At 60.7% G+C, this 21314-nt stretch carries 16 protein-coding genes and 2 pseudogenes; 6 read left to right on the top strand and 12 right to left on the bottom strand.

Annotated elements, in window-relative coordinates; genetic code table 11:
- Nucleotides 1-30: 30 nt before the first annotated feature.
- Genes NMQ03_RS05505 through NMQ03_RS05490 form a run of 4 tightly spaced genes read right to left on the bottom strand, consistent with a single transcriptional unit; the run spans nucleotide 31 to nucleotide 4274 of the window.
- Entirely contained in the window at nucleotides 31-1017 is a 987-nt protein-coding gene (locus tag NMQ03_RS05505) for an ABC transporter permease (RefSeq protein WP_255174743.1), read from the bottom strand.
- 2 nt (nucleotides 1018-1019) lie between these two features.
- Nucleotides 1020-2528: a sugar ABC transporter ATP-binding protein gene (locus NMQ03_RS05500; protein ID WP_255174742.1), complete on the bottom strand. Its 1509-nt coding sequence runs from the start codon at nucleotides 2526-2528 to the stop codon at nucleotides 1020-1022.
- Between the two features lie 55 nt (nucleotides 2529-2583).
- Nucleotides 2584-3744, bottom strand: a complete 1161-nt coding sequence (locus tag NMQ03_RS05495; protein WP_255174741.1) for a substrate-binding domain-containing protein — start codon at nucleotides 3742-3744, stop codon at nucleotides 2584-2586.
- A gap of 47 nt (nucleotides 3745-3791) precedes the next feature.
- Nucleotides 3792-4274, bottom strand: a complete 483-nt coding sequence (locus NMQ03_RS05490) for a hypothetical protein (protein ID WP_255174740.1) — start codon at nucleotides 4272-4274, stop codon at nucleotides 3792-3794.
- Between the two features lie 220 nt (nucleotides 4275-4494).
- Here NMQ03_RS05490 and NMQ03_RS05485 point away from each other — a divergent pair, with 220 nt between their 5' ends.
- Nucleotides 4495-5562 (top strand): LacI family DNA-binding transcriptional regulator, encoded by a 1068-nt coding sequence (locus tag NMQ03_RS05485; RefSeq protein ID WP_255174739.1) that lies wholly within the window; start codon nucleotides 4495-4497, stop codon nucleotides 5560-5562.
- 99 nt (nucleotides 5563-5661) lie between these two features.
- Here the strand turns inward: NMQ03_RS05485 and NMQ03_RS05480 are convergent.
- Nucleotides 5662-6341 (bottom strand): annotated as a pseudogene (locus NMQ03_RS05480) (zinc-binding dehydrogenase); the annotation flags it as partial.
- Nucleotides 6342-6394: 53 nt separating this feature from the next.
- Nucleotides 6395-7147 (bottom strand): hypothetical protein, encoded by a 753-nt coding sequence (locus NMQ03_RS05475; protein ID WP_255174738.1) that lies wholly within the window; start codon nucleotides 7145-7147, stop codon nucleotides 6395-6397.
- Nucleotides 7148-7270: 123 nt separating this feature from the next.
- Here NMQ03_RS05475 and NMQ03_RS05470 point away from each other — a divergent pair, with 123 nt between their 5' ends.
- From NMQ03_RS05470 to NMQ03_RS21105, 3 genes are all read left to right on the top strand, one after another.
- Nucleotides 7271-8824 carry a GAF domain-containing protein gene (locus NMQ03_RS05470; protein ID WP_255174737.1) on the top strand — a complete coding sequence of 518 codons (1554 nt, stop codon included), beginning with the start codon at nucleotides 7271-7273 and terminating at the stop codon, nucleotides 8822-8824.
- 88 nt (nucleotides 8825-8912) lie between these two features.
- Nucleotides 8913-10076: a DUF262 domain-containing protein gene (locus NMQ03_RS05465; RefSeq protein WP_255174736.1), complete on the top strand. Its 1164-nt coding sequence runs from the start codon at nucleotides 8913-8915 to the stop codon at nucleotides 10074-10076.
- Nucleotides 10077-10078: 2 nt separating this feature from the next.
- The gene (locus tag NMQ03_RS21105) at nucleotides 10079-10615 is read left to right on the top strand and encodes a HEPN domain-containing protein (RefSeq protein ID WP_369693202.1); all 537 of its coding nucleotides are present in this window, start codon (nucleotides 10079-10081) and stop codon (nucleotides 10613-10615) included.
- A 231-nt stretch (nucleotides 10616-10846) separates the two neighbouring features.
- Here the strand turns inward: NMQ03_RS21105 and NMQ03_RS05460 are convergent.
- The 6 genes and pseudogenes from NMQ03_RS05460 to NMQ03_RS05435 all read right to left on the bottom strand — a co-directional run.
- Nucleotides 10847-10942, bottom strand: a pseudogene (locus NMQ03_RS05460) (leucine zipper domain-containing protein); the annotation flags it as partial.
- A 792-nt stretch (nucleotides 10943-11734) separates the two neighbouring features.
- A complete protein-coding gene (locus NMQ03_RS05455) occupies nucleotides 11735-12430 on the bottom strand; it encodes a hypothetical protein (RefSeq protein ID WP_255174735.1) in 696 nt (231 codons plus the stop codon).
- Between the two features lie 108 nt (nucleotides 12431-12538).
- A complete protein-coding gene (locus NMQ03_RS05450; protein WP_255174734.1) occupies nucleotides 12539-13381 on the bottom strand; it encodes a DUF3883 domain-containing protein in 843 nt (280 codons plus the stop codon).
- Nucleotides 13365-15194, bottom strand: coding sequence for a DEAD/DEAH box helicase (locus NMQ03_RS05445; RefSeq protein ID WP_255174733.1), 1830 nt, complete (start codon nucleotides 15192-15194; stop codon nucleotides 13365-13367). The genes NMQ03_RS05450 and NMQ03_RS05445 overlap by 17 nt, the downstream gene beginning before the upstream one ends.
- Nucleotides 15194-16600: a transcriptional regulator gene (locus NMQ03_RS05440; protein ID WP_255174732.1), complete on the bottom strand. Its 1407-nt coding sequence runs from the start codon at nucleotides 16598-16600 to the stop codon at nucleotides 15194-15196. Before NMQ03_RS05440 ends, NMQ03_RS05445 begins: the two co-directional genes overlap by 1 nt.
- Nucleotides 16601-16751: 151 nt before the next feature.
- Entirely contained in the window at nucleotides 16752-18059 is a 1308-nt protein-coding gene (locus NMQ03_RS05435) for a DNA cytosine methyltransferase (RefSeq protein ID WP_255174731.1), read from the bottom strand.
- 262 nt (nucleotides 18060-18321) lie between these two features.
- Here NMQ03_RS05435 and NMQ03_RS05430 point away from each other — a divergent pair, with 262 nt between their 5' ends.
- Together NMQ03_RS05430 and NMQ03_RS05425 are read left to right on the top strand one after the other, a co-directional pair.
- Entirely contained in the window at nucleotides 18322-20358 is a 2037-nt protein-coding gene (locus tag NMQ03_RS05430) for a hypothetical protein (protein ID WP_255174730.1), read from the top strand.
- Nucleotides 20348-21256 (top strand): hypothetical protein, encoded by a 909-nt coding sequence (locus tag NMQ03_RS05425; RefSeq protein ID WP_255174729.1) that lies wholly within the window; start codon nucleotides 20348-20350, stop codon nucleotides 21254-21256. Before NMQ03_RS05430 ends, NMQ03_RS05425 begins: the two co-directional genes overlap by 11 nt.
- Nucleotides 21257-21314 lie beyond the last annotated feature (58 nt).

The following is a 21314-nucleotide window of genomic DNA, read 5'->3' as shown; positions in this document are numbered from 1 at the left end:
TTCCTGCGCGAAGTTGGAAGGTCACAGTCGCTACTTCTTTCGGGCGAGGGCGACGGCCAGGATGATGATCGCGCCGCGGACCACCTGCTGCTGGCTGCTGTCGAGCCCTGCGAGGATCAGCCCGTTGTTGATCAGGCCGATCAACAGGGCGCCGAAGAGGGTGCCGATGATGGAGCCGAACCCGCCGAAGAGGCTGGTTCCACCCAGGATGACGGCGGCGATGGCGGAGAGTTCGTCTCCCGATCCCCACTGGAACCGTCCGGACTGCAGCCGGCCGGCGTAGAGCATGCCGGCGACGCTTGCCACCATGCCCGAGATGAGGAGCACCTGGAACTTAATGCGCTTGGTATTGATGCCGGTGAACTCAGCGGCGTTGCGGTTGCCACCTGTGGCCAGGACCTGGCGGCCAAACCTGGTGCGGTTCAGCACGACGGCGCCGATCGCCACGAAGATGGCGCTCCAGACCACCAGGCCCGGAACAGGACCGAAGTTGCCGGATCCAAACAGCGTGTTGAACGTGTCGTTCAGGATGGGCTGGGGCGCGGACGCCGTGATCCACTGGGCAACGCCGACGGCGATTCCCAGCATGCCTAGTGTCACCAGGAAGGATGGGATGCCAAGGAGGCTGACCAGGGCACCGTTGACCGATCCGACGACGAGCCCGACGGCGAGGCCGGCGAGGATGCCGGGGACCAGGCCCCACTGGGAGAGCGCCATAGCGGTGCACACGCTGGAGAGGCTTACCACGGATCCAACGCTGAGGTCAATCTCTGCGCAGGCGATCACGTATGTCATGCCGACGGCGATGACGGTGATTGTGGCGGTCTGCCGGAAGATGTTCAGCAGGTTGTTGGGCGACAGGAAGCCCTGGTCGCGGAGCAGAACGGCGAAGAAGAGGAAAACCACGACGAAGCCGATGTAGATGACGTAGCGCCGCCAGTCGAGTTCCTTGAGGATGGTGCCGAAATTTCGGGGGGCCGCGGTGTCCCGGGGCGCGATGGTTTTTGCGTTGCTCACTTTCAGACTCCCTGGACTGCAAGTTGGAGATATTCCTCGTCAGCGATCTCGCTGCGGGGGATGTCACGGATGATGGAGCCGTCCTTGAGGACGAGGACGCGGTCGCTGACCGCGAGTAGTTCGGGGTACTCGGAGGAGATGACGATGACGGCCTTGCCTGCACTGGCAAGCTCCCGGATCATGTCGAGAATTTCGCTTTTGGTGCCGATGTCGACGCCCGCCGTTGGCTCGTCAAGGATCAGGATGTCCGGATCGGTGCCCAGCCACTTGGCGATGACCACTTTCTGCTGGTTTCCGCCCGAGAGAAGCCGCACCGGGCGGTGGGGGTGGGCCACCTTCACTGCGAACCTCTTGATCAGTGATGCGGACAATTCCTTACCCTTTCCGCCGTCCAGAAAGGGTCCACGCTGGATCTGGCCCAGGAGGGGAAGCAGCAGGTTGTCCTGGACGGAGTGCTCCAAGACGAGGCCTTGGGCCCTGCGGTCCTCCGGGATGAGGGCAACTCCCGCGTTGATGGCCTGTTGCGGCGAGCTAAGGTTGACCTTTTTGCCCCGCAGGAGGACTTCACCGCTGTCCAACTTGTCAATGCCAAAGAGAGCACGGGCGAGCTCGGTTCGTCCGCTGCCCATCAGCCCTGCCAGGCCGAGGATTTCGCCAGGCCGGACCGTGAACGAAACATCCCTCACCCGCTGCCCCGCGTTAAGCCCGCGGACTTCCAGAAGCGGCGCCCCGTCGTAGGCCACATGATCACGCGCACGATAGGAAAGCTGCCCCTCGATCTTCTTGCCGACGATGCCTTCCACGATCTGTCCGGGAGTGACGTCCGTCAGTGGCGCGGTGAGGAGGTGGTGGCCGTCGCGGAGGATGGTGATCCGATCCGCGAGCCTGTACACCTCATCCATGCGGTGGGAAATGTAGATGATGGAGATGCCACGCTGTTTGAGGCGGTCAATGAGTTCGAAGAGCGCTTCGGATTCATGCCGGGCAAGGCTGGCTGTGGGCTCATCCATGATGAGCACCTGGGCATTCTGCGCGAGTGCCTTGGCGATCTCGGTCAGCTGCCAGTAAGCAGTGCCCAGCCGTGCGACTCCGGCGCGCGGGTCGACATCGACCTCCATTTCACTGAAGACTTCCCGGGCCCGGCGCACCGAGGCACGGTCGTCGATGAGGCCGCCGGTGCCGAGCGGTTCGGAGGCGAGGAAAATGTTCTGCGCAACGGTCAGGCTCGGTACCAGGCTGAACTCCTGGAAGACCATGCCGATCCCGGCGGCCTTCGCGTCCTGGATCGAGTTGATGGCGGTGGGCTTTCCTCCGATAAGGATCTCGCCGGCGTCCGCTTGGTAGACGCCCTGGAGGATCTTCATGAGCGTGGACTTCCCTGCGCCGTTTCCTCCTGCGAGCGCATGGACTTCACCCTTACGGACGTCGAAATTGACATCCTTCAATACGGGAACGCCGTTGAAGCTCTTGGAAATCGAGCGCATCTCGACGACATTGTCTGCGGTATTCATCGTTGCCCTTTCGGCGCGGTGCGGGGGTGGGAAACCCCCGCACCGCCGGTTTTGGCTACTTCTTGTAGGAGTCCTGGATGTCCTTCGGGGCGTCCTCGTGGTAGACCTGCTTCCAGGCATCCAGGACGTTGGAGTGGTCAACCGGAAGCGCACTTAGAGCCACATAAGCGGGCGCCTGCTTGCCGATGAGCGCCCCCGCGGCCAGCCGCGCTTCCGTGACACCCTGGTCGAACGGAACCTGCGCTCCAAGGCCTACGACAAGTTCGTCCTTGGCCAGGGCAATCGCGACATTCTTGCCGAGGTCCTCCGTGGCGATCTTCAGGTCCGGCCGGCCCGCGGCCCGCGCTGCGGCCATGACACCTTCTGCAGGAACATCCCAGACCGCCCAGATTCCGGACAGGTCGGCGTACTTGCTGAGCATTGCGTTCGCAGCAGCCTGGGCATCACCAGCGAAGTCCGGCCCAGCAATCCCCTTTTCCTCGACGATCTTGATATCCGGGTATTCCTTCGTAATCGTTTCCTTGAATCCCTGGTAGCGCTGCTTGGTCACGAAGAAATCAGCCTGGTGGAAGACCACCCCGATCTTCCCCTTGCCGCCGAGGGCTTTGGCCATTTGGTGGGCGGAGACGACGCCGTTGCCGTAGTTGTCAGCGGAAACCACAGAGACATAGTCTTGACCGGCCGTCAGTCCCTGGGGGATGTTGTCCATGAAGACGAGCTTGGTGCCGGCGGCCGCGGCTTTCTTGTAGGCGGAGGCCGTAGCTACGGGATCCGTGGGGATGGAGACAATAATGTTCGGGTTCTGCGACATGACCGTCTCGATGTCCGAGACCTGCTTGTCCGGCTTGAAGTTCGCATCAGTGGTGGCAATGACCTTGACACCGAGCTTTTCGAACTCGGATTTAAGTCCGTTGATCTGGGCGGTGGCCCAGTCGTTGCCGCCGTAGTGCATCACGATGGCTGCCTTGGCGTTGAGCGCCTTGACCTTTTGAATCTCGTCAGGAGTGAGGTCTGCTGTGGACGCCGGGGAGGGCGTCTCGCCGTTGGGCCCCTTGCTCAGGACCTGTCCCTTGATCTGGTCAAGGGCTTGCTGGGCCTTGCTGGACACGCCGGCGTCGGGCGCATTGGACGTGCCCGTGGTCGAACTGCTGCAGGACGCGACCGAAAGGGACAGGACTGCGGCAAGGGCCACAAAGGGAAGCCTGCGGATCATCATTGTTCTCCAGTGCTTGGGGTGGGTGGGTGGGGGTGGATGCCTGGGATTCAGGCGAGGGCAATGGCCAGGGCCGGCGGGACCGGGGACAGGACGAGCCCGCCGGAGGCCGACGCTGTGCGGATGGCAGAGGCCTTGTCTGAAGCTCTCAGCAGCGCCTCTGCATGTACTCTGTCGACGAAGAAGCCCAAGGAACACGGACCGTGGTGGGCCTGAACCCACTTCACTGCCTCGCTGGCCGCCTTCGCCATGTCGCCGCCCGCTTCCGCGGCCGGGCCTCGAAGGGTGGAGACTGACGAGGGTTTGCCCGAGTTGTCGACGGAGACCGCCAGGCTTGCCCAGAGACGATTTTCATCAAAGATTCCGATGACCGCCGAGGAGCCGGCAGGGACAAAGGTGCGGACTGCGAGTGCCAGATCGCCGGCCGGGGTGTCCCTCAGGAACGCTTCGAGATTTGCCCACTGGTTCTGGTCGATGTCCCGGGGCCCGGAGTTCGGCTCGAGCGCGAGTTCGTCCACGATACGGCTGGTCATCCGGCGCCTTTCTTCATCGAAATATCTTGTCCGTAAACGATTACGAGCAGAGCGTAAACGTTTACGGACATCATCGTAAACGTTTACGGAGAAGAGTGTCAAGCATCACATTGGGAGCGCTTTTGGAGACGGGGAAATCCCGGCAGACGTAAGATCAAAACGCACGGAACCAAACGGGATCAAGTGGGTTCCGTTTGCGCTGTGCAAGACAGGAGAGAGTGTGGCAGGCAGAGCTGTTCCCCGCGAGGCGACCGAGGGGCTGCCGGATGCACCACTGCGCCGGAAGCCCACCATCAACGATGTGGCCAGCATCGCAGGCGTCTCCTTTGGCACGGTCTCGAGGGTACTCAATGAGGCACCGGACGTGAGTGCGGCAACGCGGCAGCGGGTTCTTCAGGTGATCAAGGACATCGGCTACCGCAGGAACCGGGCAGCCACGGCGCTGGTCACCAGCCGGTCCACTTCCATCGGCATACTGTCGGACGGCTCCCCGCGGTTCGGCCCGGTGGGGACGCTCATGGCCCTCGAGAACATTGCGCGCAAGAAGGGGTACGCCACTACCGTCATTAGCGTCGAACAGCCCTACGGGGAGTCGGTCCAAGCCGCCCTTGACACCCTGGACGATACCGGCGTGGGGGGAATCATCGTCATTGCCCCGGTGGTGGACATGGCAGCAGCCGTATGGAACGCTTCCTGCCGCATCCCCGTGGAGATGATTGCGGCGGGAGCATCATCTACCCCAAACGTCTTCACCTATTCGGAGAACCAGGAACTGGGCGCACGGCTGGCCACCCAGCACCTAATAGACCTGGGCCACACCAACATCGCCCACTTCGCCGGCTCCATGGACTGGTTCGACGGCCGGGTACGCAAACGCGGGTGGGAGGCCACGCTGCGCGACGCCGGGCTGACACCAGGGCTGTGCCTCGAAGGCGATTGGAGCCCCGGGTGGGCTTACGAGACTGCACTCCAGCTCGTCAAGGACCAAAAGGTACCCCAAGCGATCTTCGCCGCCAGCGACCACACCGCTCTAGGCCTGATACGCGCCTTCGCCGAACATGGGATCCGGGTGCCGGAGGATGTGAGCGTGGTCGGTTTCGACGACATTGAAGGCTCAGACTACTTCCTGCCTCCCCTGACCACTGTGCGGCAGGATTTCACCGCGTTGGCGCTCATGAGCATGGAAGTGCTTCTTGGTGCAATGGAAGGACGGGACGTGGACCGCACCCCCATCGCACCCACCCTTGTGGTTCGCAGCAGCGCCCGCCGGGCGACCCCGCGTAAATAGAGGCGGCCGTTTCCATCCACCTAGTGGCGGAAGGACGACGACGGAACTTGCCTCCCGCCGTCGTCCTGCCTTCGAGCCCGGCCGCACGCCCTTGAGCTGCTATGGGTGCACCAGCACCTTCACCGCGGTGTCCTTGTGGTTGATGAGGGTGTCGAAGCCCTGCTCCACCAGGTCCTCCAGCGCGATCCTGCCCGTGATGAACGGCTTGAGGTCCACCTTGCCCTCCTGCACCATCTTGATCACGGCGGGGTGGTCGCGGACGTAAGCGATGGTGCCACGCAGGTCGATCTCCTTGAGCACGATCTTCTGCATGTCCACGGTGGCGGGCGCGCCCCAGATGGACACGTTGACCACAACAGCCCCGGGCCGGACGGCGTCGAGCATCGTGTCCAGGACGGCGTTCACCCCCGCGCATTCGAAGGCGACGTCCGCCCCGGTGCCCCCGGTGAGCTCGCGCACCCGCGCCGGGACGTCCTCCTTGCTCGGGTCAAGGACGTGGTCCGCCACGCCGCTGGAAGTGGCCTTCTCCTTGCGGGCCTGGGTGAGCTCACTGATGATCGTGGTCACGCCCATGCCTTTGAGGACCGCCGCCGTGAGCAGGCCGATCGGCCCGGACCCGCCCACCAGCGCGGTGTCGCCTTCACGCCGCTGCGCGCCACCGCGTGGTGCGCCACGGACAGCGGCTCGATGAGTGCGGCCTCGTCCAGCGGGATGTTGCCGATGGGATGCACCCACCGCGCGTCCACCACGATCTTCTCGCTCAGCCCTCCCCCGCCGCCGGCCTGCGCACCTGCATCACAACAACGCGATGGCCGTAAGTAGGCTGGTTGCTTTAGTGAGCCAGGTCTACCCGCCATTGCCACAAGCCGTACAGCCATCCCAGAACGGGATGATCCAAACGGTACTGCTGCTGCCCTGCACCGTTAAGCGCCACGAGCATTGATGAGGCTGTGAAGCCACGCAGAAGTTCCCAGACTAGGAAAAAAATGCTCAGCCACCCGAACCCCAACATGTTGCCGACTGCGCCCCACGGATTCGTAAACCACTCATAGGCCTTGACGGCCCACTCCAACCGAGACTGGTCCGGCAGGCAGAACGCAAACCCCAGACCCAGCAAAGTGCATGCTGCAATGCACGCGAGGAGTTTCCAGTGCTGTTTCCATACAGTCCTTGACATCGGGTGGAACCGCCTGCCTCGCCCGCAGGCGCGAGCAAGGACCCATCCGGCGTGCCCTATAGCCAAAGTGAAAGCTATACCGTTAAGAAGAGCCGTGAGACTTAGGGCGGTGATCTCAGGTTGACGGGTTATCCCAACAAAAAGGAATGCCGAGCCTGCTATTAGTATGGCAAGAATTATCGGCACCAGCTCATCGTAAAAAGGCCGAATCTTAGACACGGGAACTTCTTCGTACACCAACACTTTCCGCCTTTTCGCATGGTGAGCGGCAGAGGCGGAGACTGCGGCTTGTAGATCGCTTCGTTGCCCGATGAAATCATGTCGTCGACCATCAATCTGCCAACTCGACTGCCCTTGGTCGTCAGTGGAAACGAGGACAATTCCTTTTCTCCTCAAGAACTTAAACACGATACTTTCCCCCAATAGTCACTTTGCACATCGCAAATCCAGCTGGCCAGTTCGGCATAATCTCGAAACAACCCTGCGGAATGTTACCCCGAAGAAGAGGTGTTACTAACACCATGCCTACCCGTGCGAAGCCAGCCCCCGCAGATCCCCGTGCCGCTGGCGGAGTCGTGGCGGCGGTCCATGGCGCTGGGCATCAGCCCGGACCAGCACAGCCCCCGGCACCTGCACGATCCGGCCGAGGTGGCGCAGCTGCGGCGGGAGCACCGGCTGCAGCGGGTGATGCCGACGCTGCAGGACCTGCTGGCGGACGACTCCAGTTCCGGCCGGCACCTGCTGGTGCTCACCGACGCCACCGGGGAGATCCTGTGGCGGGTGGGCAGCCGGGAGGCGCTGCGCCGGGCGGACCGGCTGGAGTTCTCCGAGGGGGCCGACTGGTCCGAGGCGGGCATCGGCACCAACGCCATCAGCGAGGCGCTGGTCACCGGCGGGCCGGTGCAGCTGTTCTCCGCCGAGCACCTGGTCCGCACCCACCACGACTGGGCCTGCACGGCGGCGCCCATCACGGACCCTTTGACGGGTGCTTTGCTGGGCGTGCTGGACGTCTCCGGACCGCTGAACAGCATCAGCGCGGACACGTTGCGGATGGTGCGGTGTGCGGTCCGGGTGGCGGAGTCGCTGCTGGGAACGTCCGACGGCGGCGCCTCCTTGGGTGCGTCTTCTACGGGGCGTGCGTCCCGGCAGGGTGTGCGCCGGCCTGGTGTTCCGGCTTCAGCGTTGGAGCTGCTTGGGGACCGGCCCGCGGCGGTGTTTGCCGACGGGAGCCGGGTGCCGCTGACGCTGCGCCGGGCGGAGATCTTGGCGCTGCTGGATTCCCGGTCGCTGGGCTGGAGTGCTGACGAGCTGGCCTATGAGCTGCACGGCGACGCGGGCACGCCGCAGGCAATCCGGACGGAGATGTTCCGGGTCCGGTCGATGCTGGGCGATGCCGTGGAGTCGAACCCGTACCGGCTCGCTGCAGGTTTGGCCGGATGCTCGGATTCGGGGCGGGTGCTGCGGCTGCTGCGGGAGGGCCTCGTGGTTGAGGCCCTCGAAGCCTACACCGCTCCCCTGCTCAGCCGGTCCGGCGTCCTGGCCGTGCAGTTGCTGCGGGACCAGCTGAACCGGGCCGTTGGCGCGGCCGCGCGGGGCAGCGCAGATGCCAGGCTTCTGGTGCGGTGGCTGTCCACGGATATGGGCGCTATAGATTTTGAGTCCCTGGAAGCGCTGGGTCGGTTGGTGGGGCAACCGGATGCGCGGTACCAGGCACTCCGGCGTCGCGGCGGAGCGCTCGGTGTAAGCATTGAAGTTGAGCCAGTGCGCCAGGAAATCCGCGCCGGGAAAAAGCTCGAGCAGATACTTCCAGAGCTCCTAGATATAGCCAAAGCGCAGGCTGCTAAGATGCTTCACTGGCTAGACCTGGGCTACAGGATCAGAGATAGGGTCGACATGATGTACGGCCGCGCCCGGTTGCTGTCACCTGTAGATCGTGAAGTGATAGAAGTGCGCCTCAGGAAGAAGCTCCACGGGTGCGAATCCTCGTATTGTCAGGCCCCGGTGGGAACACAGCCTCACATGGCCATATCAGTCCACGCAACTGCACCCACTTGCATTATGAGCGAATGCCGCAGTTCTGCCTAGCTCGAGTGCTGTAACTTGTATAACGACACCCCACTCGTCACCGCCGAATGTTTGAACCTACCGCCCCTTTAAGAGCCAGCAGGACGATATGACCGATACCGATTTTTCCTACAAAGACGAAGCTGACGTTATCGTCGATGACGAAACTGAAGCTGACGACGCAGGCCTGTATGAAACACCTCCATCAAGTCTCCCTTATTTCGGCGCAGACTTTGACGTTGCCGGGCTTGTTAGGCGGCTGAATGATCACGATATATTGATACCTCGGTTTGATCCTGATGAATCTGGTGACCTAACGATTGAGGGATTTCAGCGCCAGCGCGTGTGGACTTTACCTCGTATGGAGAAATTCATCGAGTCGCTGCTTCTAGGATGGCCTGTTCCAAGCATATTCTTAGTGGTGGAACCTGACGGTCGATACCTTGTATTGGATGGGCAGCAACGCCTCACTACCTTGCAGAGTTTCTACAGCGGCAATCTCCCTGATGGTCGTGAATTTGCACTTCGAGATGTTGCTGAAGACTTTCAAGGTGCGACGTTTGAAACACTTTCGAGTGAGAGCAAACGTCGGCTAAACAACACTTTTATCCAGGCTGTGGTGATAGAACCAGCTGGAGAGGAGGGTCGCGATGCTGTGTACCGTCTGTTCGGCCGACTGAATAGCGGTGGCGTGTCACTAACCGCACAAGAAATCCGCGTAGCCCTATACAGAGGCCCCTTGGTGGACTTCATACGGGAACTCAACCACGATAAATCGTGGCGCTACCTTTTTGGAGCCGCGCATAAGAAGCTTAAAGACCATGAGCTAGTTTTGAGGGCTCTGGCAATGGCCGAGGTGATTAGAAAGATCGCCGGTTCCTGGGATGACGAAGAATTACGCCGCACAGCATACAAGCCACCAATGGCGCAATTTCTAAATGATTTTCTTGAGCGGCGGGGATCTATGAAGGATGTCGATACCGTCTCATTAGCAGCGGCCTTCAGCGCCAGTTGTGCTTTGTTAGTGGAAGCTAATGGACGTGATGGTTTGAAATACGCGGGCAGGGTAAATGCGGCGCATGTGGACGCCGTTTTGGGTACCTTGATCTTTGCACATGAGAGTGGACTGCAGCTGAGCGCTGACATCGTCAGGGAGGCGATCGTAACGCTGCGGGCCGACGAACACTACACTGACTGGGTCTCGCGCAGTACGTCTCACCGTGACAGTGTGTACGGGAGGCTAAGGACAGCCTACTCGGTGTTATTGGGATAGAAATGTCCGAGACTACTATCGCCCACCCCGCAGCATACTCCCTCTGGACTCGTCTAGAATCAGAGTTCGAGCGCTACCATAAGGCAATCACTTTCATACCGGTTGACCAGATGCGGCTGCAAGAGGATCTTCGCCGTTATTTATGCCTACGATGCGCCGGCTTTTTGGAACAACTCGTTTATGTGAGCGTACACCTTTACCTCGATTCAACGGGCGGAGGCCCAAGCCGGGCGTTCGCCAAGTCATTCTTCTCCCATGCTCCCAACCTCAACGCGGACTCCTTCGCAAAGCTTTTAGGCCGCTTCGGAGAAGATCATGCCGCCCGATTTGATGAGTTCTTGACTAGGCCGAGGCGCGACAGTTTGAACGACCTCTACTCTGTAAGGAATCCGATTGCTCACGGAGACGTCACGGGCGGGCAGAAGCTTGACCCAGAGCGCTACCGCCGACTGTGCGGGGAGATCTATCAGTGGCTGACTAGCGATCTGCTCACGCCCAGTGGCGTTTCCGTGAACCTCGCACGAAGAGCTGACGACTAATAAAGTTCAACTCAAAACCTCGCAACAGGCGTGCAAGTCATCGAGGGGGCGAGATTGGTCGCCGTCTACCTTTTGAAGTCCCCAGCGACGCGATAGGCGCGTCCGGGGCGATGCCGCATAGGTGTATTGACCCGAGGTTGGTGACGGCCCGTTACCGGGCTCTTGGTGAGGCCGGGATGAACGACCGGTCCACGCCCACCGCGCAGCTGTCGTGACAGACACCTGGAATCATTTAGCCGCCCTGCGAAGGGACCACCCGTCCTCGACCACGCACCGGGCCAGCCGAAGTCGCCCCTTCGGCGTCAGAAGCGCGTTAGCATGGGACATTGAAGACCTCCTTGTGGATCGGACTCTTAGACAAGCCCCACTCCACTTGGAGGTCTTCTTTTTGTCACCTAACCACGCCGCATGTTCCTAACGTCCGTGGTCAATACACCTAGGCGAAGAAATAGGGCGCTACGGCGCAGTGCTTCGGCGATAGCCTTAACCACCACAGAGTGTCCCACGCGCAAGCCGACGAGTGTGGAGGCCTGGGAGATATCTCGCAGGATCCAGTCGTTCGTCTACCGGCGGTAGAGCGTCCGCGCATTGTGACCGCTGCCCGCCTCGGCAATCCCCACGTTTGCCTCACTAATGACCACTAGATTGTCCGGGCGTAGAGGGTACAAGGAGGGCCAGGATATATTCGCTGCTGATCGTCACGCGGGGCTGTTGGGCGTACATAACAGGATGAGCTTGGTGCGGAGATCATGCCCGCTGCCATGGCATCGAGGTCATGACTCAACATCGTCTATCGGTAGTCGGACCGGCCGGAGTACTGACAGTTCCATCAAGACGGGTAGGCCTGGAAGGAGCGCCACGGGATCACCACTTCATCCCTAGCAGTGAACAGTCCGTGATGATCTGTGGGAAGGCACCGCTTTGCCGACCCGCTGTGATCTCCTCCCCTTTACGCCCGGGCGCCTAGCGATCCATTGGTAGAGTTCGACGGTGGCCGCTCCGGGTAACGGTTCAACTTGTCAGTCGATTCGGCCACCGCAACCGCGGCCAGATTTCGACCCCAAGAGTTCGCTGCATATGCAAAATTTGCACTTTCTTCGAAATAGAGTGGCGGTGGGCTCACTGTTCCCGGCGAAGCTGATCCGCGATGTTTTGTCGCCTATCCGTCGGCACCCGGAGGTACGCGGCCCATGCGCGGTCGAGCTCGGTGCTGCCGCGGCGGCCACGCTCCATCCACCGAACGAATCGCCGCCTATCTCCGGGGCTAAGTTCTGCGGCGGCCAAAAGGACGTCGCGCTCGAGAATAGGCGATGCCCCTCGTCCGGACGTGCACCGCTTGCACTCCGTCACAAACGCTTCGGTTTCTCGGCCGTCAAGAGTTCGAATTGTGCGTCGAGAGACGGCGACGACAGCTGTGATGACGGGGTCGTCCGGATAGGGCTCAGCGCCTGCGATGCCGCACAGGGTGCACATGTACCCGTCTCGTATAAGCACTGCCTGCCTGTCCTTACTCGACATCGCCTTTCGAGGCGCGGCCTGCCTCCGTTCGTGCGGGTCCCATACCGGCACCCCGGCCTTCACGAACCGCTGATCTTCAGCAAGCAGAGATGCGTCTTCGACGTTGGAGTGCAGAATCCACCCGTAGTCCCTGAGATCCCGGATCCGTCTGTCGATCTGCGAAATGCCGGGAAAAGCCGTTCGCAATTCATTCTTTGTGAAAGTACCCCCTTCGCCGACCACCTGCAGGAGCCACAGCGCTCCACGAATCATGGTCCCCGCTTTGGACTCGGGGTCATCCCATGCCGGTTGTTTCACGTTGTTCCTTCTAATCTTGCCTACACAGGAGTGGGCATCTACTTCCCGATGATCATACGATCCTGCACCGGAAGCCGGGATTCAGGCTCGCCGAGCCGTCGCTCGCGGCTACACGGTACGCCATGGCGGAAGTCTGCTGGCCACATCCGTTCCAAGCTGCGTGACACGTTCTTCGATAACCTCTCCAGGCACCTCGAGCTTGCATGACGCCCAGCTTCCAAAAGATCCTGCGTCACGTGGTACGGCCGCACCAATCCACTCTCGGGGCACTGAGCCCACTGCGGCGATGTCGAGGTCGGAGGTAAGCCGCACGACGACGAGCACCCAACGAGGGTCTCGTAGCATCACCTTGTACTCGTGCCGTGACAAGTAGGCAGTGAATCGTCCAGTCCTCGTTGTACTTTTCACCTCCAAGTGGGCAGATGCATCACCCTGAGCGAAGGCGATGTCGTATCCGAACCCATCGGACCACGTCGACACATGGTCAACACGGCTGTCAGCGCGCTCATTGAGGATGGAGACAAGCGCTGCTTCGCCCGCAAAACCAACCCGTTCGCGAACAGCGGTGTCGACCTTGCCCCAACTGGTGACGAGCTGCTCGTATACACCGTCCGCATCAAGGCCCAGCACTTCACCGGCCGAAACAACGTCCGAGGGCAACTCGTCTGGTGACTGAACAAGCTCGTCGGCGTCCTGCACCCACGGAGGTGCCGCATTCTCGAAGATGGCGCCGAGTACCAAGTTGGCCAACGGAATCGGTGATCCGATCTTTTCGAGTAGCTCCATGTCACGCAGCCAACCGAGTGCTGTTGCATACTGAGTGGGTGACAAGTCGCTGTACTGTTTGTGGGTCGCCAGTAATGCCTGGGCACGTGGGATGCCACCACTCAATGGGAGAATTTCCAACCAGCGCCGGGCAGCGAGCAGGATCGGCTCAGGTGGCAGTCGCACGCAAGTGGCCCATCAACGACTGAAGGTCCGCCTGGTCCAAAACTCCACCGACCGGAGGCTCCTCGTCCAGATCAGCCAGCTGCTGAACCGCTGGATCGTCGAGGATGCCTCCCATAAACTTCAGCTTGCTCGCGAGCCGTGCCGCGACCACCTCATCGATGGTGCCTTCTGCGGCGAGAACGGTGACTCGGGTCGTGGTGTCCGGCCTGAGCCCAAGGCGATGAATACGATCTAGGCTCTGTAGGAAGCGCCCAGCGGCGAAGTCTCGGTCAACGTAAACCGCGTCGTGGCACTCGTGATGCAGGCTGATCCCCTCGCCGAGCGTTGCAGGATTGGACAGCAGCACCAGACAGTCAGGGTCACTCCGGAACCGTTGGATCTGCTCTTCGCGATCGGGAGTGCCACCGTGGACCACGGCAGGGCCAAATCTCGCCAGAATTCTCTGCAGTGTGTTAAGGCTGCGGATAAACGTTGACCATACGAGCGTCTTTCGACCCTGGGCAGCATTCTGGCTAACTATCGCAAGCACTTCCTGGTATTTCGGCGACATCTCGTAGGTTGGGAGGTCCTGCATCAGCTGATAGAGCGATGATCGCTCGGGAACCGGCAGCGGCGGCACTTGGTATGCAAGCGGCTCATACCGCGTGGTCCCGACTGCGAGCAGGGCAGGGCTGGTCGCAGCCATTAGCATGTATACCAGAATTCGGCCAAGCGCCTGGAAGTCGCCCTCGTGTCCGGCCGCGCGCGCGGAGAACTGCCCAACGAGGGCCTCGTAAATTTCAGCGTGCAAAGGAGGCAGCGGTACAACTCGCAGGCTGGTCTCCACTGGCGGCAGATCGAGCTCATGTTTGGTCGTTCGCGTGAAGAGAGGTCTGAGCGTGCGGCTGGCATCGGCTAGGTCGCCACCGTTCACCGCCCGAAGTACGCTTTGGCGACCAGTACCGGGCCACACGAATCCGAAGAGGTTTTCGAGGTCCCTGACCCCGTTCGGGGCTGGTGTCCCTGTAAGGATAAACCGGCGCCTCCCGCGAGGGCCGAGAGCGAGGCAGGCCGCGCCGTATGCACCGTCCGCCCCGAGCTTCATGCGATGGGCCTCATCGAGGATGATCATGGAGGGCCGTTCTGTGAGCCAGCGACCAAGCGAGCTGACCATGTTGGGGAGGCGCTCATAATTGACGATGATTGCTTCCACAGTGCTCGCTGGGACGCCATCGGCCACCTCCATAGTCAGCGGCGGCTGCAGGCATTCCCTGTTCTCATAGCACCACGCGTCGTAGCTGGACTTGGGTCCGACGATGAGTAGTCGCTCGAGATTCTCTTGGCGCCTCAGCGCGTGAAATACAGCAAGTCCGACTCTCGTCTTACCAGCACCGGGGACGGAAAAGTTGGCTCCGTGCCGAAGCGACAGAAGCTTGGCGATGTCGCGCAGCTGAAAGGATGTGAGGTCTCCTGTCCATTCAGGCCCGAGAAGGCCGTGGACGGCTTCGGAACCCACTGCCGCCTCCGCTCTGCGGTCATGCAACTGACTAGACAGTGTCTGAGCATCATGCAGCGAGTCGACTACGAGCGCCTGTAGCTGTCCGTCCCAAAGCACATCACCATCTGCCGTATGCGGCCATCTGCTGAGTACCTCAAGGTTTGTTAGGAGGTCGTCGAGCTCAATCTCGACACTACCTGGCGACCGTTGCACGCTAGTGCGGAAGCCGACCGCCAGTCTACGGAGGTCATCCTCCAGCCCTGGCCGAGCGACGAGCCGGGCGTGCGTAACCTCCAACCCGAGGCTGATGCTGAGGCTTGGCTGGTCGGGCATCATCACCTGGACCGGACGGCGTTGAGCAGCCAAGCAACACCTTCCCCGGGCGCGGAGAAGGTGCGTCCAGCCTGGCGGGCGAGGCTTTGGAGGCTATCGCGGAGCACGATCAGTGCGTCGTCAAAAGCCTCGTCGTCGAGGGCGCGCTTTGCCTTCGCCTCAGCGAATTCGCTTGCACATTGAGTGACGTAGTCCGCTGCATCAGTCAGCCGCTCTGGTACCGCGGTCTGCCGCTTCACGAGTTCTGCGTTCTGCCCAGCAAGCTTCACGGCGGTGTCGAACGTATCTCGCGCCTGCTTCATGACACCGGCAGCCCATGCGACATCCGCGGGACTGGCGCTCTTGCCATCAGTCGCCGTCGCCTTGGCACGGAGAAGCTGGTTTGTGAGAGCTTCGGCTGCGGCAGAAGCACTACTCTGCCTTGGTAGGACCGCCCCGGGAATACCCGGGACTAAGACCTCTTCTAAAACGGACAAGTTCGGTTTTAGGTCCTCCGGGAGACGGCTCTCGAGATATCGCGTGTGGAAATCTGCTTCAGCGAGACGCAAGGAGGTCTTCGGGTAGTCCAGGAGAACCATTGCCAGACGCGACTGCATCAGGGTTTTGGCAGCATCAGAGTCGGTCATAGCCAGCTTCGAAAAGTCGCGGTGGAGCTCACGCAGCTTTTCCTGGTGCTGTTCGAAATCAATCAGACGCAGGGCCGCCCCGTCCGCGGTCTTACTGCGGTCAATCGCGTCGAGTATTAGCGCATAGACCCAGCGGTCTCGCTGCAGCGTCGCAAGCTTGATATTGAAATCCTTCGCAACATCGGCTTCCGTGCGCCCGCGCCCGAGTTCCTCGTCAATCGCGATGAGGCGATTGATGTAGGAGTAGTCGCGCCGGCGGTCCTTCCGCAGCTGGAGTGACAACTCCACGGCGTTGATGTCTTTGCGCGAGGTGTCTTCCGGCAGAACGCCGACCCTGATGTTCTGCTCGCCGAGATCGATCAGCGCGGCGGCTCGCGTGTTGCCGTCGACCAGGATCCCGTGAGGGGTAACGATCCCAGGCTCGCGCTGGCCGACGTCGTCCAGCTCGTCCATCAGGGCGGTGTAATCGGGGTCCGTTTGGTCTGGGTTGGACGGCCGTTGCCTAAGCAGATCGTGGAGGTAGTCCTGGGCTACTTGACCCCAAGGGTTCTCCTCAATGGCCCTATCGCGTTCTGGGTCGAGGGTCCGCTGAGCACGGATTCGGTGGGTATCCGGGTTGAAGTAGAGCATCTCGACCGGCACGGAAATCACGTACAGGTGGCGGGGCTCACCACGCCAGTCAATCGTGACCTTCGCACCGTTTTCTGTCATCGCAAGTTTGAGGCGCTGGTCGATGACTGCTTTGATCTCCTCCCCCTTGGGAGGAATGCCGAAGTCTGGCATGGAAAACTCCTAAATCTAGATCAAAATCAGTGTTCCAAAAATTGAGCCTTGACCGTCTGACGTCAATCCGCGACACGCTGTATCCTGGGCGCACATAGCGCTGCACCGACAAGATCATTCGCAAAGAGCGCCATAGCCATAGATGAGGGGGCTAGCTAACCTTGGCGCGCAAGCGATCGACCGCAAACACTTCGTGGCGGGCGTGGTTCGCCTGCCCGCGGAAGGCCCGCCACTCCCCTAGCTTGTACATTGGCACGCCGCGGCGAACGCGCACCTCAACCTCAAAGTCACGGCTGATAAAGTCAATCCTGCGCTCGATCTCACTGTCGGCGAGACTCCCTCCGAGCGCCTTCCGCAACCCTGCGAACGAGACAAAACCAGCATGCTCGCGTAGCGCGCGGTAGACCTCGTCATGGCTGCCCGCGCCGTGGCGGCCGGTGGGAGTTCCGTCTTTACGTAATGCGGCTGCTATAGCGACCCCGACAGCACGGGCTACCGGTGGGGGAAAGGCGTTACCGATCTGCCGGTAGGTTGTAGTTTTTCGCCCTTTGCGCTCGGCAAAGTCCCACTCGTACGCCTGGCCCGACCAGCCCTGAATACGGGCAACCATCTGATTCGTCAGCTTGGGGACGAAGTCCACTGGGACATCGGGGCCGGGCGCTGCGTCTGCGATCCCAAGGCCGTCGACTCCGAGGGCGCGCCAATCGCGCTTCGCCCGTGTCGGGCCGAGGTCAGGCCCGCCATGCTTCTTGGAGCCGCCAACGATGGTCGGGGCAATTCGGTCGGCCCTCTTCGCCCAAACCTCGGCGCCCGGCCACCCGTTCGCTGCCATCAGGTCATAGAGTGCAGAGCCCACCGTCTGCACCGCAGGGGTCGGTTCAGGCCAGTTGAAGTAGGGCGCGAATTCTTCACGCAGAGCCACGAGGATGAAGCGAGGCCGTAATTGCGGGACACCGTAATCCTTCGCCTCAAGCAGCCGCCAGTCGGCGCGGTAACCCAGCTCGGCCAACCGGTCGAGGACGGCCTGCCGATACCCGGCAAAACGCGGCATCGATAACCCGCGGACGTTCTCCAGCAGCACCGCGTCAGGCTGCATGCGACCAGCAGCCTCGACGGCCCAGGCGAACAAATCGCGCTCATCCGACGAACCGAGTTGCTTACCGGCAATCGAGAACGGGGGGCAGGGCACTCCGCCCGCGAGCAGCGAGACTCCCGCATGTTCAGTGGGGTTCCACACTGAGTCGTCAGCAACGTCCCCCACCGCAACTTTCGGCTCCGGCTGCCCCTCAGCGGCTGCAAGGCGAGAAAGATTAAGCGCGAGGGTTTGGGCCGCGTCGCGGTCAAGCTCAACTGCGAGTGTGTGCCGGAACCCCGCAAGGTGCAACCCGAGGCTCTGACCACCTGCCCCAGCGCAGATCTCGACCACTGTCAGCTCACTCGCGCGTTTCATTTCATCCATGATGTGTCTATTCTTTCAGACCCACCGACTCCGTATGGGACGCTCGCCGACATGTGCAACAACACACTTCCTCCTCCACTTGCTCTCCCACTGAGCAGGTCGAAGTCCCATCACCGGCATGTCACCAGCGGCATTACCGGGTAGTACCTCTAGTCCTACTTACACTGACCTCACCAGTCCCAGCCTCCGTTGATTTCGATGATCGATCCTCGTAGCTGTGGGGCCAGCAATGTGTGTCGGTACCAGCGAATACAATCATGACGTGGGGGACGAGGAAGTTTTGGGGATTCATATGGACTACGACAGGTGGCAGTCAAAGCTGTCGGATGAATTTTTCCCGATGAATCAACCCGATGAACCGGTCATTATGTTTCTCGATGATGAAGAAATGACGCGGATTTGTCCTCTCCTACCTGATCCTGTGGAGTCGCTGCGCTCGGCTGTTCTCGCGGAGCTCCGGCAGACCGACAAGCCAACAGTATTCGAGCCTATCGAGCGGCGGCTCGCCTCGTGGAGGAAGGGTTCCCAGGATCAACCCCCACCGTGCCTGCCTCTTTTGGCCGCCACCGTTATCGCAGGATCCAGAATGCGAAACGACGGGAAATTTTCGTCTGCCGCTTATTACCCTCGGTTGGTCACCCTGATGACGTCGGGTACAAACAGTCTCACCGCTAGGGGGATTCAAAAGCACTTCGATGTAGTTGCTGAGATGTGGCAGACGCTTGATACCTGGATAGAAAGAAGCCACGACCTCTTAGGCCCGAGCACTATCCGCACTCATGAAACCTTCAACAGAATCGGCTATCCGCTTTCTCAAACCGTGTTGAAAGCGTCCGACCGGGATCGGTTGTCCGGTTTTTTTGACCGGCTCCGTGTTGATCGGAATTTGAGGTCGTCCCCGGAGCAGTTGTTGGCTCTACTCCGTCTGTGGCTGGACAAGCCACGGGGGTTCTCCCCGGCATTCGTGGACCTGGTTCAAAAAGGCTCCGGAAATCCATTGCTCCTGGCGGTGATTGCCAAATTGGCTGCTGAGCAAAGTTCCGGGCCGACTGCGGAAAAGGGCCGGGTGCGTTTGGACCTGAGCCTTCGCGTTGACCCAGAGGACTGGTCGATCAGCTGGGTGATCCCTGTTGATCCGCGGTTGGAAACGGACGAGCTTAGGCAAGACAACGGTTCGCTCTTATCGATCCAAAAACCCGATTATGGATCTGTCTACGACGTTATACTGGGCAGCCTCCCCCAAAGCGCTAATTTGATTAATCACCGTTTTCGGGCAACAGGAGCCCGGGCAGTCCTTACCAAAAATGTGCGTCAACTGTGGATCTTGCGCATTGATCCTTCGTCGGGCCACTGGCAGTCGGTGCCAGAAGCCACTCCGGAGGAGCCCCACCTGTTCGTTGTGCAGGACACGGATGTAGCGGAAATGGACGAGCTTCTTACCGAAAGTGCAGCGGCCGGGTACTGGAAGCTTCGCGGCAAGGTCTTCCCAGGGTGGGCCGTATATGTAGATGTGTCCTTGGTGGAGCCGATTGACCTGTCAGCGGCAGGGTCGTTCAACAGCTTAGGCCAGCTCCTGAAGCCACGTCCTAGCTCCCGGCCCAAACTCGTAAACGGGCTTGAATTGCGGACGGATGTCGGCGGCCGCCACTACCTGCTGGGGGGCGAGCCGGATGTCCAGCTCCCGGAGGGATCTTCTGACGAGTACATTCATGTTGTTCTTGATAACAGACTCCCCGGAACACGGGTGAAGGCCAATGGTTCCCTTTTTCCCCTCCGGCTCGCCGGACCCTTTACGCAGGGGAAGCACACAGTTACTGTCGCTGGCCTCACCTTAGATTTTTTTGTCCACTCCGCCGGTTCTGCCGCTCAGTGGGAGGCGGCGCACACTCCAGGTCACGACGCTGTGATGCCTCCCGGTCCGGCGCCAGAAGCGACGGTTCCCGAGTTTGTGCTGTGTAGACGGGGACGGGATGCTGCTGTATGGTTCGTGGCGCCCTCGGGACTGGTACAAAGGTGCGGCGAACCTCCTATTCCCCCTTTCATTACTCGGCTCGGATTCCCCAAGTCCTACCGGTGGAAAGTCTCTGTCCCGAAGGGGACAACCTGGGTTTTGACTGAACAGGCAGGAAAGTTTTCACCGCCTCAACGGATTGCGGCTGATCCACCAAACTTTGGATGGATAGACGACACGGCCCACGCTTTTTGGCGCCGGGCCGCTAGGGACACTATCGGTAGCCATGACCGCCTGTGGAGATCATATTTGTCACAGTCAATGGAGGACAGCATCTATGGACGGTGATCTCGTTCTCGAGTGGTTGAGTTTTCGCGGTCATGGCCGCCTCTCTGACGTAACATCCACAGTCGCCGCGTTGATGAACGGTCTTCCGCATGCCAGAACGAAGGCGGCGCGAGCGTATCTGCGGCGGCTGGAAGGATTGGGACATCTGGATTTGTTGTGGTCGGAGAGCAAATGGCGAATTCGACCCACTGTGCTTACGCAACTTCCAGGGTCCTCGGCGTTTGCATTGGTCATCGGCAAACGAACGGCGGAGCTAGAGGACCGGCTCGAAGCGAATGTGGTGCTGCACAAGGTGGAACCCCCGAACAGCGGGACAGCGTCACTCGGCGACCCTGGGATCCTTCTCGTTGAATATGACAGTGAAGCAGAACTCATGGAGCTTGCCGCCAACGCAGGAGCATCGTTCATCCCCTGTGCAGCCTTGTCCATGGCGGCGAATCTTCCTCTGCTCGGTCCCGGGCCTCGGTCAGCAGGGCCCAACGCTTACGGATCAGCAGTTGAAATGTTCAACGTCTCCCAACGGGAGTTCTCGCACGTTGAGGCTTTCCGCCGCGATGGGCTGTATAGACAAACGGTGAACAGACGGCCTCAATACTGGTTGTTCAGATCCGGGATCTGGTCATTAACCAGCTATGCGGAAGGTATGTGCCTGACAATGTCAGAGGTGGACAGTAAGTGTCTCCAGTTGAAGATCCTCGAAGATGTCGAAGATCCCATCGGCACACTCCGTGTCAATGCCGCCCTGCCGCTACCGGTGCAACACCGGCAAGCGCTGACACTGTGCAGCGGGGTCAACCCCGTCAAGTCTCCGGGCGGATCGTGGACCTACGACAATGTGCCCAACTCTGTTGCCCTAGCCGTCGCTCGATCCGTTCACCAACACCTTCAAGTGCGTTAGAGCCCATGCAGGGCTCCCGTTCGTTCTACAGAAAGCCGACATCATGCCTTTAGACATA

This window comes from Arthrobacter sp. DNA4 (assembly GCF_024362385.1).
Lineage (GTDB): Bacteria > Actinomycetota > Actinomycetes > Actinomycetales > Micrococcaceae > Arthrobacter.
This window is presented reverse-complemented; position numbering and strand designations above follow the sequence as displayed.